The organism is Streptomyces viridosporus, assembly GCF_002078235.1.
Classification (GTDB): Bacteria; Actinomycetota; Actinomycetes; order Streptomycetales; family Streptomycetaceae; genus Streptomyces; species Streptomyces viridosporus.
In genome coordinates, this window is the sequence record NZ_MSGP01000549.1 from 1 (window position 1) to 14,824 (window position 14,824).

General features: G+C 74.8%; 14 protein-coding genes. 6 read left to right on the plus strand and 8 right to left on the minus strand.

Annotated features, from left to right (window positions below):
* The 3 genes from B7L92_RS32020 to B7L92_RS40785 all read right to left on the minus strand — a co-directional run.
* The coding region (locus tag B7L92_RS32020; RefSeq protein WP_143626412.1) for an HAD-IIIA family hydrolase at positions 1 to 345 on the minus strand (345 nt) is incomplete at its 3' end.
* Positions 342 to 1,346: a glycosyltransferase family 2 protein gene (locus B7L92_RS32025; RefSeq protein ID WP_081240802.1), complete on the minus strand. Its 1,005-nt coding sequence runs from the start codon at positions 1,344 to 1,346 to the stop codon at positions 342 to 344. The genes B7L92_RS32020 and B7L92_RS32025, both read right to left, overlap by 4 nt.
* Positions 1,343 to 1,507, minus strand: a complete 165-nt coding sequence (locus B7L92_RS40785) for a hypothetical protein (RefSeq protein WP_159461079.1) — start codon at positions 1,505 to 1,507, stop codon at positions 1,343 to 1,345. The genes B7L92_RS32025 and B7L92_RS40785 overlap by 4 nt, the downstream gene beginning before the upstream one ends.
* A 386-nt stretch (positions 1,508 to 1,893) precedes the next feature.
* Between B7L92_RS40785 and B7L92_RS32030 the strand changes: the two genes are divergently transcribed.
* The gene (locus B7L92_RS32030) at positions 1,894 to 2,652 is read left to right on the plus strand and encodes a polysaccharide deacetylase family protein (RefSeq protein ID WP_081240803.1); all 759 of its coding nucleotides are present in this window, start codon (positions 1,894 to 1,896) and stop codon (positions 2,650 to 2,652) included.
* A 91-nt stretch (positions 2,653 to 2,743) separates the two neighbouring features.
* Positions 2,744 to 3,184 carry an SRPBCC family protein gene (locus B7L92_RS32035; protein ID WP_081240804.1) on the plus strand — a complete coding sequence of 147 codons (441 nt, stop codon included), beginning with the start codon at positions 2,744 to 2,746 and terminating at the stop codon, positions 3,182 to 3,184.
* A 36-nt stretch (positions 3,185 to 3,220) separates the two neighbouring features.
* On the opposite strand, the gene B7L92_RS32040 is transcribed toward B7L92_RS32035, so the two are convergent.
* From B7L92_RS32040 to B7L92_RS32055, 4 genes are all read right to left on the minus strand, one after another.
* Entirely contained in the window at positions 3,221 to 4,372 is a 1,152-nt protein-coding gene (locus B7L92_RS32040; RefSeq protein ID WP_081240805.1) for an XdhC family protein, read from the minus strand.
* Between the two features lie 151 nt (positions 4,373 to 4,523).
* The gene (pucD, locus tag B7L92_RS32045) at positions 4,524 to 6,947 is read right to left on the minus strand and encodes a xanthine dehydrogenase subunit D (RefSeq protein ID WP_081240806.1); all 2,424 of its coding nucleotides are present in this window, start codon (positions 6,945 to 6,947) and stop codon (positions 4,524 to 4,526) included.
* Between the two features lie 2 nt (positions 6,948 to 6,949).
* On the minus strand, positions 6,950 to 7,522 hold the full coding sequence (locus B7L92_RS32050; RefSeq protein ID WP_081240807.1) for a (2Fe-2S)-binding protein: 573 nt from the start codon (positions 7,520 to 7,522) through the stop codon (positions 6,950 to 6,952).
* Positions 7,522 to 8,412: an FAD binding domain-containing protein gene (locus B7L92_RS32055; RefSeq protein WP_081240808.1), complete on the minus strand. Its 891-nt coding sequence runs from the start codon at positions 8,410 to 8,412 to the stop codon at positions 7,522 to 7,524. The genes B7L92_RS32050 and B7L92_RS32055 overlap by 1 nt, the downstream gene beginning before the upstream one ends.
* 407 nt (positions 8,413 to 8,819) lie before the next feature.
* Here B7L92_RS32055 and B7L92_RS32065 point away from each other — a divergent pair, with 407 nt between their 5' ends.
* The gene (locus B7L92_RS32065; RefSeq protein ID WP_081240809.1) at positions 8,820 to 10,541 is read left to right on the plus strand and encodes a PucR family transcriptional regulator; all 1,722 of its coding nucleotides are present in this window, start codon (positions 8,820 to 8,822) and stop codon (positions 10,539 to 10,541) included.
* A 236-nt stretch (positions 10,542 to 10,777) separates the two neighbouring features.
* Entirely contained in the window at positions 10,778 to 11,545 is a 768-nt protein-coding gene (locus B7L92_RS32070) for a hypothetical protein (protein WP_081240810.1), read from the plus strand.
* Positions 11,546 to 11,583: 38 nt separating this feature from the next.
* Here the strand turns inward: B7L92_RS32070 and B7L92_RS32075 are convergent, their stop codons facing one another.
* Complete coding sequence (locus B7L92_RS32075; RefSeq protein WP_081240811.1) at positions 11,584 to 12,408, minus strand: GntR family transcriptional regulator; 825 nt, start codon at positions 12,406 to 12,408, stop codon at positions 11,584 to 11,586.
* Between the two features lie 181 nt (positions 12,409 to 12,589).
* Between B7L92_RS32075 and B7L92_RS32080 the strand changes: the two genes are divergently transcribed.
* Both B7L92_RS32080 and B7L92_RS32085 read left to right on the plus strand, forming a co-directional pair.
* Positions 12,590 to 13,435, plus strand: a complete 846-nt coding sequence (locus tag B7L92_RS32080) for a (2Fe-2S)-binding protein (protein WP_081240812.1) — start codon at positions 12,590 to 12,592, stop codon at positions 13,433 to 13,435.
* Positions 13,436 to 13,737: 302 nt separating this feature from the next.
* A complete protein-coding gene (locus tag B7L92_RS32085; RefSeq protein WP_081240813.1) occupies positions 13,738 to 14,787 on the plus strand; it encodes a DUF2637 domain-containing protein in 1,050 nt (349 codons plus the stop codon).
* The last annotated feature ends 37 nt before the right edge of the window (positions 14,788 to 14,824 follow it).

Consider the following 14,824-nt stretch of genomic DNA (forward strand, 5'->3'; position numbering starts at 1 on the left):
CCCTGCCGCAAACCCCGGCCGCCCACAGGATCCTATGCCCGGCCGGGGTTTGCGGCAGGGGCAGCCGTCGCCGGGCCCGTGCGGGCAGACCGCCCACACGTCGAAGGGGCCGAGGAGCGCGTCGACGCGCTGGTTGACGCGGCGGACGTCGGCGACGGTGAGCAGTCCGCGGGCGACGCCGGACTGGTTGGTGACGACGCCGGTGCGGACGCCGCGGGCGCGCAGCGCGCCCAGCGCCTCGCGGGCGCCCTCGACGGGGCGCACCCGATCCGGGTCCGCGTTGTAGGGGACGTCGTGGACGAGGGTGCCGTCGCGGTCGAACAGCACCGCCCTCACCCGGCTCACCGGGCCGCCTCCGGCCAGGCGGGGGCGCGCCGGTGGCGCCAGGCCCCGGCGATCCGGTGCCAGGTCGCGGCGGGCGGGATGAGCACGCTGGTGGCCAGCATGGTCGTCACCTCGTCGCGGGTGCGCGGGCCGGGGGCGATGCGGGCGCGGGCGAACTCCGCGGTCCCCGCGGCCCAGCCGAGGGCGCAGGCGGCGGCCGCCCGGCGGTGCCCGGCGGCGGCGAGGGCGCAGGCGGCCGCGCCGGCGGCGGTGATCGCGGCGTGCCGGCGGATCCGGCCGCGCGGCGCGACCGCCTTGTCCCACCAGTCGGGTCCGTGCAGGCGCCGCATCAGGGCGTCGTCGGCGTTGCCGCGCTGCTGCTTCACCGACGCCCAGCGGGAGGCGGGGCGTACGGGGTGCAGGGTGGTGCGCCGGCCCCGGCGGATGCGCCAGCCGGCGTCGAGGAGGCGCAGCGCGAGGTCGGCGTCCTCGCGGAAGGCGCGCGGGAAGCGCTCGTCGAAGCCGCCGACCCGCTCGAGGGCCTCGGTGCGGTAGGCCATGTCGGCGGTGATCCAGCGGGCCCGGGCGAGGCCGGCGGTGCCGCGTTCCCAGTCGGTGGGGCGGCGCCCGTCGGGCAGCGGGACGGTGATGACGCCCTGGACGCCGGCGGTGTCGGGGGACGCCTCCTCGAGGTCCTGGACGAGCTGTGCGCACCAGCGCGGGCCGACCTGGACGTCGTCGTCGAGGAAGGCCACCCAGGGCTCGGTGACGGTGCGCAACCCCGCGTTGCGCGCGGCGGCGGGCCCGCGGCCCCCGCCGATGACGACGGTGGTGCGTGTCCGCAGGTCGCCGAGGACGCTCAACGCGTGCTCCAGCGGTCCGGGGTCGGGGTCGGGTTCGGACCGGTCGTCGACGAGGACGATCGCGGCGGGGGGCGGCCCGGTCGCGGCGGCCAGCGCGGCGAGGCAGTCGGCGAGGGTGTTCCGCACCAGGGTGGGGACCACGACGGCGTACGAGGTCATCCGAACGCCCTCCACCCGCGCACCGCGTACCGCCCGGTCACCGACGGGCCGGCGGGGCCGAGGCGCTCCGGGGCGTCGCGCGAATCGTCGGCCACGGTCCGGCCGTCGGCGAGCAGGGCGGCGGGATCGTGGGACAGGGCGTTGGTACCAGGGGTTCGCATGGGGCTGTGCTCCGTCCCTGCGATATGGGTGGTGTTCTCCGGGACGCGAGTGCCGCACCGCAGTTGTCTCAAACACTTGGAGACAACTCGCACCACTATGCGATGCTTCGTCCGCCCGTGCACCTTTTCCGAATCGGAACAAAGGGGCAGGTCGGACCCGGCGGACGGACGTGTGCGGCCGCCGACCGCGAGAACCGGCCGACGGCGCACTCCGGCCCCTCACCCCTCCCCGGGGGTGCTCATCGACGCTCCGCACGGGAGCGCGGGCGCCCCCGTGACGACCGTCACACACCCCCGCCCTCTCGCCCGTGGGTACGCGAAACGGACTATGCACGGCGTGTATAGACGCTATGTATAGTCCCGGCATGCCTTCTCCGACCAGGAAGATGAAAAGACCGGGGGCCGCGTTCCGGGTCATGGCGAGCGTCCTGACGGCCACGGCCGTCACCCTGGCGCTGAGCGGCTGCACACGGGTGGAGACCACCGCCCCCAGCGCCGTCCGGTCCACCGACGTCCGGGCCCGGTTCGGCACCGTCGACTGCCGCGAGGTCAAGTGCATCGCGCTCACCTTCGACGCGGGACCGGGCGAGCACTCCGCGCGGCTGCTGGACATCCTGAAGCGGGAGCAGGTCCCGGCGACGTTCTTCCTGCTGGGCGAGCGGCACATCGAGAAGTACCCCGAGCTCGTCCGGCGCATGGCCGACGAGGGCCACGAGGTGGCCGGCCACACCTGGACCCACCGGATCCTGACGAAGCTGGGGCCGGAGGAGATACGCGAGGAACTGGAGCGCCCCAACGAGGAGATAGAGCGCCTCACCGGCCGCCGCCCCACCCTGGTGCGCCCGCCGCAGGGCCGCACCAACGACACCGTGCACGAGATCTGCCGCGAACTGGGCCTCGCGGAGGTCCTGTGGAGCGTGACCGCGAAGGACTACACGACCACCGACTCCGACCTCATCACCCGCCGCGTCCTCGCCCGGTCCTCCCGCGACGGCATCATCCTGCTCCACGACATCTACGACGGGACCGTCCCCGCCGTGCCCGGCATCATCGACGCGCTGCGCAGGCGCGGCTACGTGTTCGTGACGGTCCCCCAGCTCTTCGCGCCCGGCAGGGCGGAGCCGGGGACGGTCTACCGTCCGTGAGGCGGCCCGCCGGGCGCCGGGAGCGACCCGAGCGGGTGACCCGCACGGGAACGACGGTGGTGACGTGGGCCGGACTCCTTAGGATCCCCCCGTGGCCACCTTCCAGATCCGGCGCACGGCGCCCCTCCCCCCCGACGAGGCCTGGCGCCGGCTCACGGCGTGGCCGCGCCACGGCGAAGCGGTCCCGCTGACCCGGGTCACCGTGACGACTCCCCCGCCCACCGGCGAGGGCACCGTCGTCGTCGCCCGCTCGGGCCTCGGCCCGCTCTCCTTCGACGACCCGATGGAGGTGACGGTGTGGCGGCCCCCGCTGGACGACTCCCCGGGCCTGTGCCGCCTGGAGAAACGCGGCCGCGTCGTCACCGGCTGGGCGGAGATCGAGGTACGGCCGGGGCCGGGCGGCCGGGCCCGGGTGGTGTGGCGGGAGGAGATCCGCGTCCGCGCCGTGTCCACCCTCTTCGACGGCCTGGTGGGACGGGCCGGCCGCCATGTCTTCGGGCGGGCGCTGAACCGGCTCCTGAGACAGCCCTGAAGCGACCCTGAGGCGGCCCCGAGGACACCGCGCGCTTCAGGCCACCGAGCCGATCCGGCCCCCGGGCGCCGGGCCGCCGTCGTGGTGGATCGGCGTGTGCGCACCGGTGAGGGGGACCCCGCTGCCGCCGCGCCGGTTCGCGACGATCTCCGCCGCGATGGACAGGGCCGTCTCCTCCGGTGTGCGGGCGCCCAGGTCGAGCCCGATGGGCGACCTGAGGCGGGCCAGCTCCAGGTCGCTCACCCCGGCTTCGCGCAGGCGCGCGGTGCGGTCCAGATGGGTGCGGCGGGACCCCATCGCGCCGACGTAGGCCACCGGGAGGCGCAGGGCCCGTCGCAGCAGCGGCACGTCGAACTTCGCGTCGTGGGTCAGCACGCACAGGACCGTGCGGGCGTCCACGGCCGTCCGCTCCAGGTACCGGTGCGGCCACTCGACGACGATCTCGTCCGCCTCCGGGAAGCGGGCCTGCGTGGCGAACACGGGGCGCGCGTCGCACACCGTGACGTGGTGGCCGAGGAACTTGCCGACCCGGACCAGCGCCGACGCGAAGTCGATCGCACCGAAGACGATCATCCGGGGCGGCGGCACCGACGACTCCACCAGCAGCGTCAGCGGCGCTCCGCGGCGGGAGCCCTCCGCGCCGACCTCCAGCGTGCCCGTGCGGCCCGCCTCCAGCAGCGCGCCGGCTTCGGCCGCCACCGTGCGGTCCAGTGCCGGGTCGGCGTCGAAGCCGCCCTCGTACGAGCCGTCCGGGCGGACCAGGAGCGCGCGGCCCCTCAGCTCCGCCGGGCCGCTCACGATCCGGGCCAGGGCCGCCGCCTCCCCCCGCGCGGCGGCGCCCAGCGCGGACGCGAGCACCGGGCGGGCGGGGTCCGCCGCCCGCACCGGCGCGACCAGGACGTCGATGGCGCCGCCGCAGGTCAGGCCCGTGGCGAAGGCGTCGTCGTCGCTGTGTCCGAAGCGTTCCAGGAGGGTTCCGCCGTCCCGCAGCGCCTGCTCGCACAGCTCGTACACCGCGCCCTCCACACACCCGCCGGAGACCGAGCCGACCACCGTGCCGTCGGCGTCCACCGCGAGCGCGGCACCGGGCCGGCGGGGCGCGCTGCCGTCGACCGCCACCACGGTGGCGACCGCGAAGTCACGGCCCTGCCCGGCCCACCGGTTCAGCTCCTCGGCGATGTCCAGCATCTCTCTTTCTCCTTGGCTGCGGTGGCGTGGAGGGCGGCCGGGGCCGGCGCGCGCCCGCCCGGCTCTCGACCGGGACGGGGACGAGGCGGACGAGGAGGACGAGGAGGACCGGCGCCGGGCCCCGCGCGAAGGCGCCGGTCTCCCGCGCGGGTCAGGCCGTGCCCGTGAGGTGTTCCGGGCGGACCGGTGTCCTGTTCAGCTCCAGGCCCGTCGCGTCGCGGATCGCCGCGAGGACCGCCGGGGTCGAGGACAGCGTGGGGGCCTCGCCGACGCCGCGCAGCCCGTACGGCGCGTGTCCGTCGGCGAGTTCGAGCACGTCGACGGGGATGGTCGGCGTGTCGAGGATGGTGGGGATGAGGTAGTCCGTGAAGGAGGGGTTCCGCACCTTCGCGGTCCGCGGGTCGACGAGGATCTCCTCCATGACCGCCATCCCCAGGCCCTGGGCGGTGCCGCCCTGGATCTGGCCGACGACGGACAGCGGGTTGAGCGCCTTGCCGACGTCCTGGGCGCAGGCCAGCTCGACCACCTTCACCAGGCCGAGCTCGGTGTCGACCTCGACGACGGCGCGGTGCGCGGCGAAGGAGTACTGGACGTGGCCGTCGCCCTGGCCGGTGCGCGGGTCGAAGGGCTCGGTCGGCCGGTGCCGCCACTCCTCCTCGGCCTCGACGGCCTCGTCGCCGAGGACGTCCACCAGGTCGGCGAGGGCCTCGCCGTCGTCGGTGACGACCTTGCCGCCCTCCAGCAGGAGTTCGGCGGTCGCCCACGCGGGGTGGTACGAGCCGAACCTGCGCCGGCCGAGCTCCAGCACCTTCTCGCGGACCAGCGCGCAGGCGTGCCGGACCGCGCCGCCGGTGACGTAGGTCTGCCGGGACGCGGAGGTCGAGCCCGCCGAGCCCACCCGTGTGTCGGCCGGGTGGATCGTCACCCGGGTGACGCCCAGCTCGGTGCGGGCGATCTGCGCGTGGACGGTGACACCGCCCTGGCCGACCTCCGCCATCGCGGTGTGCACGGTGACGACCGGCTCCCCGCCGGCCACCTCCATGCGGACGCGGGCGGTGGAGTAGTCGTCGAAGCCCTCGGAGAAGCCGACGTTCTTGATGCCGACCGCGTAGCCGACCCCGCGCACGACGCCCTCGCCGTGCGTGGTGTTGGACAGGCCGCCCGGCAGCTGGCGCACGTCGGCACCCTCGCTGCTCTCCCACTGGCGCTCCGGCGGCATCGGCATCGCCTTGACGCGGCGCAGGAGTTCGGCGACCGGCGCCGGGGAGTCGACCCGCTGCCCGGTGGGCATGACCGTGCCCTGCTCCATGGCGTTGAGCTGCCTGAACTCCACCGGGTCCAGGCCGAGTTCCTTCGCCAGTTTGTCCATCTGCGCCTCGTAGGCGAAGCACGCCTGGACCGCGCCGAAGCCGCGCATGGCGCCGCAGGGCGGGTTGTTGGTGTAGAGGGCGACGGCCTCGATGTCGACGTCGTCGACGACGTACGGTCCGATGCCGAGCGAGGAGGCGTTGCCGACCACGGCCGGGGAGGCGGAGGCGTACGCGCCGCCGTCCAGGACGATGCGGCACTTGACGTGGGTCAGCCTGCCGTCGCGGGTGGCCCCGTGCTCGTAGCGCAGCTTCGCCGGGTGGCGGTGGACGTGGCCGAAGAAGGACTCGAAGCGGTTGTAGACGATCTTGACGGGCCTGCCGGTGCGCAGCGCGAGCAGGCAGGCGTGGATCTGCATGGACAGGTCCTCGCGCCCGCCGAACGCCCCGCCCACTCCGGCCAGTGTCATCCGCACCTTGTCCTCGGGCAGGCCGAGCACGGGCGCGATCTGGCGCAGGTCGGAGTGGAGCCACTGGGTGGCGATGTAGAGGTGGACGCCGCCGTCCTCCTCGGGGACCGCGAGACCGGACTCGGGGCCGAGGAAGGCCTGGTCCTGCATGCCGAAGGTGTACTCGCCCTCGACGATCACGTCCGCGCGCCGCCGGGCCCCGGCCACGTCGCCGCGCACGATGGGCTGGCGGTGGACGATGTTGGGGTGGGGGACGTGGTGGCTGTGGTGGTCGGTGCGGTCCTCGTGGACGAGGACCGCGTCGGGGGCGAGGGCGGAGGCCTCGTCGGTGACCACGGGCAGCTCGCGGTAGGCGACCTCGATCTTCGCGGCGGCGCGGCGGGCGGTCTCCGGGTGGTCGGCGGCGACGATCGCGACGGGCTCGCCGTGGTGGCGGACCCTGCCGTGCGCGAGGACCGGGGTGTCCTGGATCTCCAGGCCGTAGTGCTTCACGTCGGCCGGCAGGTCGTCGTACGTCATCACGGCGTACACGCCCGGTACGGCGAGGGCCTCGCCGGTGTCGATGGAGACGATCTCGGCGTGCGCGACCGGGGAACGCAGGATCTGGCCCCAGAGCATGTCCTCGTGCCACAGGTCGGACGAGTACGCGAACTCACCGGTGACCTTGAGGATGCCGTCCGGACGGAGGGTGGACTCGCCGATGCCGCCCCTGGTCCCGGAGCCTTGCGTGATCTTCGTGGGAACGCCGAGGGGGGCACCGCCCTGCCCGGACGCGGCGGAGGGCTCGGAGGGTCGCATGCTCAGACCCCCTCGGACCGGCGGGCGGCCGCCAGGCGGACCGCGTCCATGATCTTCTCGTAGCCGGTGCAGCGGCACAGGTTGCCCGACAGGGCCTCGCGGATGTCCGCGTCGGTCGGGTCGGGGTTGAGCTCCAGCAACGCGTCGGCGGCGATCAGCAGACCGGGCGTGCAGAAGCCGCACTGGACGGCGCCGGCGTCGATGAACGCCTGCTGGACGGGGGCCGGCCCGGTGCCCTCGCCGGCCTGCGGGCCGGCTCCCTCGGCGGCCCCTCCCACGGCCTCGTCCGGGGAGGTGCCGCGGGCCCCGGTCCCGCCGGAGCGCTGCCCGGCGTAGTGCGCCAGGCCCTCCACGGTGACGACCTCGCGGCCCTCGGCCTGCCCGGCCGCGACGAGGCAGGAGCACACCGGCACGCCGTCCAGGCGGACCGTGCAGGAGCCGCACTCGCCCTGCTCGCAGGCGTTCTTGGAACCCGGCAGGCCGAGCCGCTCGCGCAGCACGTACAGCAGGGACTCGCCCTCCCAGACGTCGTCGGCCTGCCGGGGGCGTCCGTTGACGGTGAAGTCGAGTCGCATCACGCAGCTCCCTCGGTGACGCGGCCGGGGCCGCGGTACGACTCCCAGGTCCAGGCCAGGGTGCGCCGGGCCATGACGCCGACCGCGTGACGGCGGTAGTCCGCGGTGCCGCGGACGTCGTCGATCGGGTTGCAGGCGGCGGCGCACAGGTCCGCGAACCGCCGGGCGACCGACGGGGGGATGATCTTCCCGTTGTCCCAGAAGCCGCCCTCGTCGAGCGCCGCCCGCAGGAACTCCTCGGCGGTCCTCGCCCGGACGGGGGTGGGGGCGGCGGAGCCGATGCCGGTGCGGACCGTCCGGGTCCCGGGGTGCAGGGCCAGACCGAAGGCGCACACCGCGATGACCATGGCGTTGCGGGTGCCGACCTTGGAGTACTGCTGCGGGCCGTCGGCCTTCTTGATGTGGACGGCGCGGATCAGCTCGTCGGGCGCCAGCGCGTTGCGCTTCACGCCGGTGTAGAAGTCGTCGATGGGGATGCGGCGCGCTCCGCGCACCGACTCGGCCTCGACCTCGGCACCGGCGGCGAGCAGCGCCGGGTGGGCGTCGCCGGCCGGGGAGGCGGTGCCGAGGTTGCCGCCGACACCGCCGCGGTTGCGGATCTGCGGGGAGGCGACCGTGTGGGAGGCGAGGGCGAGGCCCGGCAGCTCGGCGCGCAGGTGCTCCATGATCCTGGAGTACGGGACGGAGGCGCCGAGCCGCACGCTCTCCTCGCCGACCTCCCAGTCGTAGAGGTCGGCGACGCGGTTCAGGTCCATGAGGTACTCGGGCCGGCGGCGGTCGAAGTTGATCTCGACCATCACGTCGGTGCCACCCGCAATCGGCACAGCGGTGGGGTGCTCGGCCTTCGCGGCGAGCGCCTCCTCCCAGCTGGCGGGGCGAAGGAAGTCCATGACCGGCTCTCTTCTTCGTCTCGTGGAGCGTACGGATCGCGGGACGCACGAATCGCGGAGCGTACGGATCGCGGAACGTACGGATCGTGGCGCGTACGGATCGAGCCGATCCGTGTGCGGCGGGGTGGGCCCGCTCTTGGGGGATTCACACGGATTGGGCTCAGTACACCGCCCTGTACTCCACCGGGGTCAGTCACGGAAGCCATGAAGGAGTTGGCTGGCCAGCGAGGTCATCTTGTAGATTCATATGAAAGGAGGCCGTCCGAGCCTCCCCACCCTCCTCCGGAAACGGAGGACACGGCGCAGGGGACGGCCGGCACCGCGGATCGGCCACCCACCGGGCCCTCGCCGGAGGATCCCCCCACGTTTCACCCTGGACATCGAGACAAAGAACGGCGGCGACGAGAATGCGGCTGCGCGCACTGCTGGACACCGACGCGCTGGGCCTGAAGCTGCTCGGCGGCGAGGACGAGCTGGACCGCACGGTGCGCGGGGTGATGACCACCGACCTGAGGGACCCGAGCCGCTACCTCTCGGGCGGGGAACTGGTGCTCACGGGGCTGGCCTGGCGCCGGGGCGCCGCGGACTCCGAACCGTTCGTGCGCATACTGGCGCAGGCCGGGGTGGCCGCCGTCGCGGCCGGCACGGCGGAGCTGGGGCACGTCCCGGACGACCTGGTCGTGGCCTGTGCGCGGCACCGGCTTCCCCTGTTCGAGGTGCACGAGTCGGTCGCCTTCGCGACCGTCACCGAGCACGTCGTACGGCAGGTGTCCGGCGAACGCGCCGGGGACCTCGCGGCCGTGGTGGACCGGCACCGGCGGATGATGACCTCGGGCCCGGCGGGCGGTGGCCCGGAGGTGGTGCTCGACCTGCTGGGCTCGGACCTGGACCTGCGGGCCTGGGTGCTGTCGCCCACGGGCCGGCCGATCGCCGGCCCGAAGGCGGCGGGCCCCTCGGCGGGGGAGCCGACGCTGCCCGCCGAGGTGCGCGCGCGGCTCGCGGCGGAGCACCTGGCGACCGCCCGCACCGGGCGGCGCGGACCGCACCGGGTGACGGTGGGACAGACGACGTACAGCCTCTTCCCGGTGCGCACCGGCCGGCGCGCACCGCAGGGCCCGCCGGCCGGGCAGTCCGCGCGGGACGCACAGGACGTGCGGGACGCGCGCGAGACGGTGCTGTCGGAGTGGCTGCTGGCGGTCGAGGCGGACGCCGCGGACTGGACCGAGGAGCGGCTGGACCTGCTGCACGGGGTCACCCAGCTGATCGCGGTCGAGCAGGAGCGCCGGGACGCGGCGCGCACGGTCCGGCGCCGGCTCGCGCAGGAGGTGCTGGAGCTGGTGCAGACGGGCGCCGCGCCGACCGAGATCGGGGCCCGTCTGCGGGTGGCGGCCCCGGTGCTGCTGCCCGGGCTCGGCACCGCGCCGCACTGGCAGGTGGTCGTGGCCCGCGTCGACTGGGCCGGCGAGGCGGACGGCGGTCCGGTGGCCCAGGCGCTGCTGGAGGAGATCCTGGCCGACCCGGCGTCGGCCGGACCCGAGCAGTCGGACCGCATCGCGGTCGCCCACACCGGGGACGAGGCGGTCGCGCTCGTCCCGCTGCCCGCGGTGGCGGGCGAGCGCGAGGGCTCCGGGGCGGGGGTCCTCGCCGACGCGCTCCTGGAGTCCGTACGGGAACCGCTCACCGCGGGGCTGGAGGACGACGGCCGGGTCACGCTCGGGGTCAGCGCGGCCGTGCACTCGGCGGAGGGCCTGCGCGGGGCCCTGGAGGAGGCGCGGCACGCGCGGCGCGTGGCCGCGGCCCGGCCCGGCCGGGTCTGTGCGGCCGGGCACCAGGAACTGGCCTCGCACGTCCTGCTGCTGCCCTTCGTCCCCGACGACGTGCGCCGCGCCTTCACCGCCCGCCTCCTGGACCCCCTGCGGGACTACGACCGCCGGCACCGCGCCGAGCTGATCCCGACGCTGGAGGCGTTCCTCGACTGCGACGGCTCCTGGACCCGGTGCGCTTCCCGGCTGCACCTGCACGTCAACACGCTGCGGTACCGGGTGGGCCGCATCGAGCAGCTGACGGGCCGTGACCTGTCGCGCCTGGAGGACAAGCTGGACTTCTTCCTGGCCCTGCGGATGAGCTGAGGCGCGCGACGCGCCGGACGGCGCACGGGACCCCGCGGACGGCGCAACACGGCGGTGGGCGCCGGGAGATGGTGTGCGGGCGCCGTCGGCCGGGCCGGCGTTCGCGTCCGTCGCCCCCGACTTTGTGAAATCCTTCACCCGCCCTCTTGGCCCGGCCCCGCTGTTCGTGCTGAGATGCGGCCACCACTCAACAGCTCGATGGCGTGCTCGGGGAGGGCAACGTGGCGCATACCGCCATGTCTGGTAACGGAACGACCGCCGGCGACGATCCTCTCCAGACCGCGGTATGGCGGCTGCGCTCCCGGGCCTGCTGGGCCGACGCCGCCGCCCTGCTCACCCCCGACACCCCGGCCGCCGCCCTGCAACGGGCGTCGTTGCTGGTGGAGCGGTGCCTGTACACCGAGGCGGGGTGGGAGGAGGCCGAGGACGCGCTGCGCACGGCCGAGGCGCTGGCCCACACCGACGAGGAGCGGGGCGCCGCCGCTTGTGAACGCGGGTACGTGGCCTACGCCGCCACGCTGTTCCAGGTGCGCGACCGGTCCGACGAGGCGCGGGCCGCGCTCGGCCGGGCGGCCGCGCTGATCCCTCCGGGAGCGGTGGGGCGGGCGCTGCTGGACTTCCGGCGCGGGCTGATCGCCGAGAACCTCACCCGGTCCCCGCAGGCGGCGCGGGCCGCGTACCGGCGGGCGCACGCGGGCGCCGCCTCCCACGCCGATCCACTGCTGCTGTCCGCCACCTGGCGTCATCTCGCCGGACTCGCCCTGCGTGAGGGGGAGTTGGCGGACGCCCGGCACGGCTTCGCCGAATCCCTGCGGATCCGCGAGGAGTTGGGCTACCTCGTGGGCACGGCCCCGGCCCTGGTCTCGCTCGCCGACACGGAGACCGAGCCGGAGGCGTCCCGCCTGCGCGAGGAGGCCCGCCGCCTGTTCCGCCTCCTGGGCGGCGTCCCCACCTGGCTGGCCCACCGTCTGGCCCCGCCGGCCACGGGAGCGGCGACGGCGTAGTCCGTGCGGCCGACGGCCGGTCCGCGCGGTCCGTCCGCTCAGACGGCCCCGGTGAAGTGCTCCCCCACCAGTGCCCGCACCACGTCGAGGTCCTGCGCGATCAACGCGTCCAGCAGGGCCGTGTGTTCATGGGCGTCGGCCACCAGCTCCGCCCGGCCGCGGGCGCCGGGGACGGCGCCGACCAGGGGCCACTGGGCACGGCGGTGGAGGTCCTCGGCGATCCGGACCAGCTGTTCGTTCCCCGCGAGGGCGAGCACCGCGCCGTGGAAGGCGCGGTCGGACTCGGCGTACGTGGCCCGGCAGCCGGAGGAGGCGGCGCGGACCGTGGTCTCGGCGAGGGGGCGCAGCTCGGCCCAGCGCTCGGCGGGCACCGTGCGGGCCAGCCGCAGCATCACCGGGACCTCGATCAGCGCCCGGACCTCGGCCAGCTCGGCCAGCTCCCGCGCGCCCCGCTCGACCACCCGGAACCCGCGGTTCGGCACCACTTCGACCGCGCCCTCGAGCGCGAGCTGCTGCATGGCCTCCCGGACGGGCGTCGCGGAGACGCCGAACCGCTCGGCGAGCACGGGCGCGGAGTGCACCTCGCCGGGCCGCAGCTCGCCCGAGACCAGCGCGGTGCGCAGGGCGGCGAGGACCTGCCCGCGCACGGAGGACCGCTGGACGGCGGGCCGGGGAGGCGGAACGGCCGGTTCGCCGTGCGTGTGCTCACCGCGCACGGCCCCGCTCCCGGCGCCCCGCGGCCGGCCGCGTTCCCGCTCCGCGGTCCGGGGCCGGGGCTGGGCGGGCACCCGGAAGCGGCCCTCGCCGGCCCGGCCGGTGTCCGTTCCCTCCGTCCCGCCGGAGCCCTGCGTGTCCTGCTTCACGGGGTCCTCCTGCGGACGTGTCGGTACTTGGGGTCATTACTGCGGGTTGGCGCCCGCCCGTCAAGCACCTTAAGCGCACCGGCCGCCAGTTCCCATATCGGCGATCTTCGGTAAGGTGAGGCTTACCTTTATTGGCCCGTCTCTCCGAGACGCGGCCCCACTCGTCGTGAAGGGGAATCGCATGTCTGTGCCCGGTTCGGCCGTCGCGAACGCGTACGCCCGTCTGGCGGAGGCCTTTCCCGCGCTGGACGTCGTCGAACTCGGCACCGACGAGGAGCTCCCCCGTGGCGGCGGCTGGGTCGCGGCGGCCGCGCTCGCCGGGGACGGAGCCGCCCTGGAGGCGTTCCTGTCCTGGGACGACACCCAGGTGCTGCGGGACTACGGGCAGCAGGCCCGGCCGGACGTGGTCGCGAGCTTCGGCCTGCACCGCTACGCCTGGCCCGCCTGCCTGCTGATCACCGTGCCGTGGTTCCTGCACCGCCGCGTGCCCCGCTACCCCGCGACGCACGTCGCGTTCGACCGCACCGCCCCGGGCCTCGCCGTGGGCCGCATGGCCGTGCGGCCGGACGGCTTCGCCTGCCTGCCCGGCGACCCCGCGGCCGCGCTGCCCGGCGCCCGGGTGGTGCCCGACGAGGAGGCGCTGCGGGCGGAGGTGCGGGCGGCGGTCGCCGACCACCTCGAACCCGTCCTGGCCGCCTTCGGTCCGCGCATGCGGCGGCGCGGCCGGGCCCTGTGGGGCATGGCGACCGACGAGATCGTCGAGAGCCTGTGGTACGTCGGCCAACTGCTCGGCGAGGAGGAGCGGGCGCTGCGCGAACTGGAGCTGCTGCTGCCGGGCGCGACCAAGCCGTACGTCGGCGCGGCGGCCTTCCGCCGGCTGACCGGACCCGGCGGGGAGCCGGTGCGCACCCGGGACCGGGTCAGCTGCTGCATGTTCTACACCCTGCGCCCCGAGGACATCTGCGCCACCTGCCCGCGCACCTGCGCGACGGAGCGCGCCGACCGCCTGGTGGCCCAGGCGAGTTGACACCGTGTCGGACAGCGGCGCCGCCGCCGTCCCGTAGGATCGCCGGGCACCGGGACACCCCGGGGTCACGGGTGCTTCACGATTTCCTCACGCTCCACGGGAAATTTCCGCGGAACCATCCGCACGGGTAGTCTTATTCGAACTCAACTCCCGCCTCTCACGCGGCAGTTCGAGCAGAACGCCGCCCTGGGAACACCCCTGGACCTCCTTGGCGGCCTCTTGCCCCGAAACCCCCTGAGAGCCAGTGGGATTGGTCCACTATGGCGGGCGTTACGCCCTATCCCAATGCAAGGGACCCCTAGATGAGACTGACCGACATATCGCTGAATTGGCTGCTTCCGGGCGCCGTGCTGCTCCTGGGCATGCTGACGGCGATGGCGGTGCTGGCGCGCGGCAAGCGCTCCTCGGTCAAGGACACGAGCGCGGACGACTCGTGGGAGCGCAGCGAGGAGCGCCGCAGGCGCAAGGAGGCCATCTACGGCACCGTCTCCTACGTCCTGCTGTTCTGCTGTGCGGCGGTGGCCGCCGCGCTCTCCTTCCACGGACTGGTCGGCTTCGGCGAACAGAACCTCGGCCTGTCCGGCGGTTGGCAGTACCTCGTCCCGTTCGGCCTGGACGGCGCGGCGATGTTCTGCTCGGTGCTCGCCGTGCGCGAGGCCAGCCACGGTGACGCGGCCCTCGGCTCGCGGATCCTCGTGTGGACGTTCGCCTTCGCCGCGGCCTGGTTCAACTGGGTGCACGCCCCCCGGGGCGCCGGACACGCGGGCGCCCCGCACTTCTTCGCGGGCATGTCCCTGTCGGCGGCGGTGCTGTTCGACCGCGCGCTGAAGCAGACCCGCCGGGCCGCGCTGCGCGAACAGGGCCTGGTGCCGCGTCCGCTGCCGCAGATCCGCATCGTCCGCTGGCTGCGCGCCCCCCGGGAGACCTACCGGGCCTGGTCGCTGATGCTGCTGGAGGGCGTGCGCAGCCTCGACGAGGCGGTCGAGGAAGTGCGCGAGGACAAGCGCCAGAAGGACGAGGAGCGCCGGCGCAGGCGCGACCAGCAGCGGATGGAGCGGGCCCGGCTGAAGGCGATCAGCCGCGGCCACCGCGGCTTCGTGGGCCGGGGCGGCGGGCGCGAGCTGGAGACGCCGACGGTGGAGCGCGGCTCCGACCTCGACGTGGTCGCCGCGGAGCCCGCCATATCGGCGACGGAGTCCCTGCCCGTGCGCGCGCGTCCCTCCCTGCAGCCGGTGCGCCGCGGCGCTGACCCGGTGACCGTCGACCTCACCGCCGAGGACGACACCCAGGCGCTGCCGCGTCTGGACTCCCTGGAGCGCAAGCTCAAGGACTTGGAGCAGCAGTTCGGCTGACGGCACGACGGCCGGACGAACGGGGCGGGGCGCGGTC

Coding starts and splice junctions, on each gene's coding strand:
- B7L92_RS32025 (WP_081240802.1), bottom strand. CDS start 1,346: ATGACCTCGTACGCCGTCGTGGTCCCCACCCTGGTGCGGAACACCCTC.
- B7L92_RS40785 (WP_159461079.1), bottom strand. CDS start 1,507: ATGCGAACCCCTGGTACCAACGCCCTGTCCCACGATCCCGCCGCCCTG.
- B7L92_RS32030 (WP_081240803.1), top strand. CDS start 1,894: ATGAAAAGACCGGGGGCCGCGTTCCGGGTCATGGCGAGCGTCCTGACG.
- B7L92_RS32040 (WP_081240805.1), bottom strand. CDS start 4,372: ATGCTGGACATCGCCGAGGAGCTGAACCGGTGGGCCGGGCAGGGCCGT.
- pucD (WP_081240806.1), bottom strand. CDS start 6,947: ATGCGACCCTCCGAGCCCTCCGCCGCGTCCGGGCAGGGCGGTGCCCCC.
- B7L92_RS32050 (WP_081240807.1), bottom strand. CDS start 7,522: ATGCGACTCGACTTCACCGTCAACGGACGCCCCCGGCAGGCCGACGAC.
- B7L92_RS32055 (WP_081240808.1), bottom strand. CDS start 8,412: ATGGACTTCCTTCGCCCCGCCAGCTGGGAGGAGGCGCTCGCCGCGAAG.
- B7L92_RS32065 (WP_081240809.1), top strand. CDS start 8,820: ATGCGGCTGCGCGCACTGCTGGACACCGACGCGCTGGGCCTGAAGCTG.
- B7L92_RS32070 (WP_081240810.1), top strand. CDS start 10,778: ATGTCTGGTAACGGAACGACCGCCGGCGACGATCCTCTCCAGACCGCG.
- B7L92_RS32080 (WP_081240812.1), top strand. CDS start 12,590: ATGTCTGTGCCCGGTTCGGCCGTCGCGAACGCGTACGCCCGTCTGGCG.
- B7L92_RS32085 (WP_081240813.1), top strand. CDS start 13,738: ATGAGACTGACCGACATATCGCTGAATTGGCTGCTTCCGGGCGCCGTG.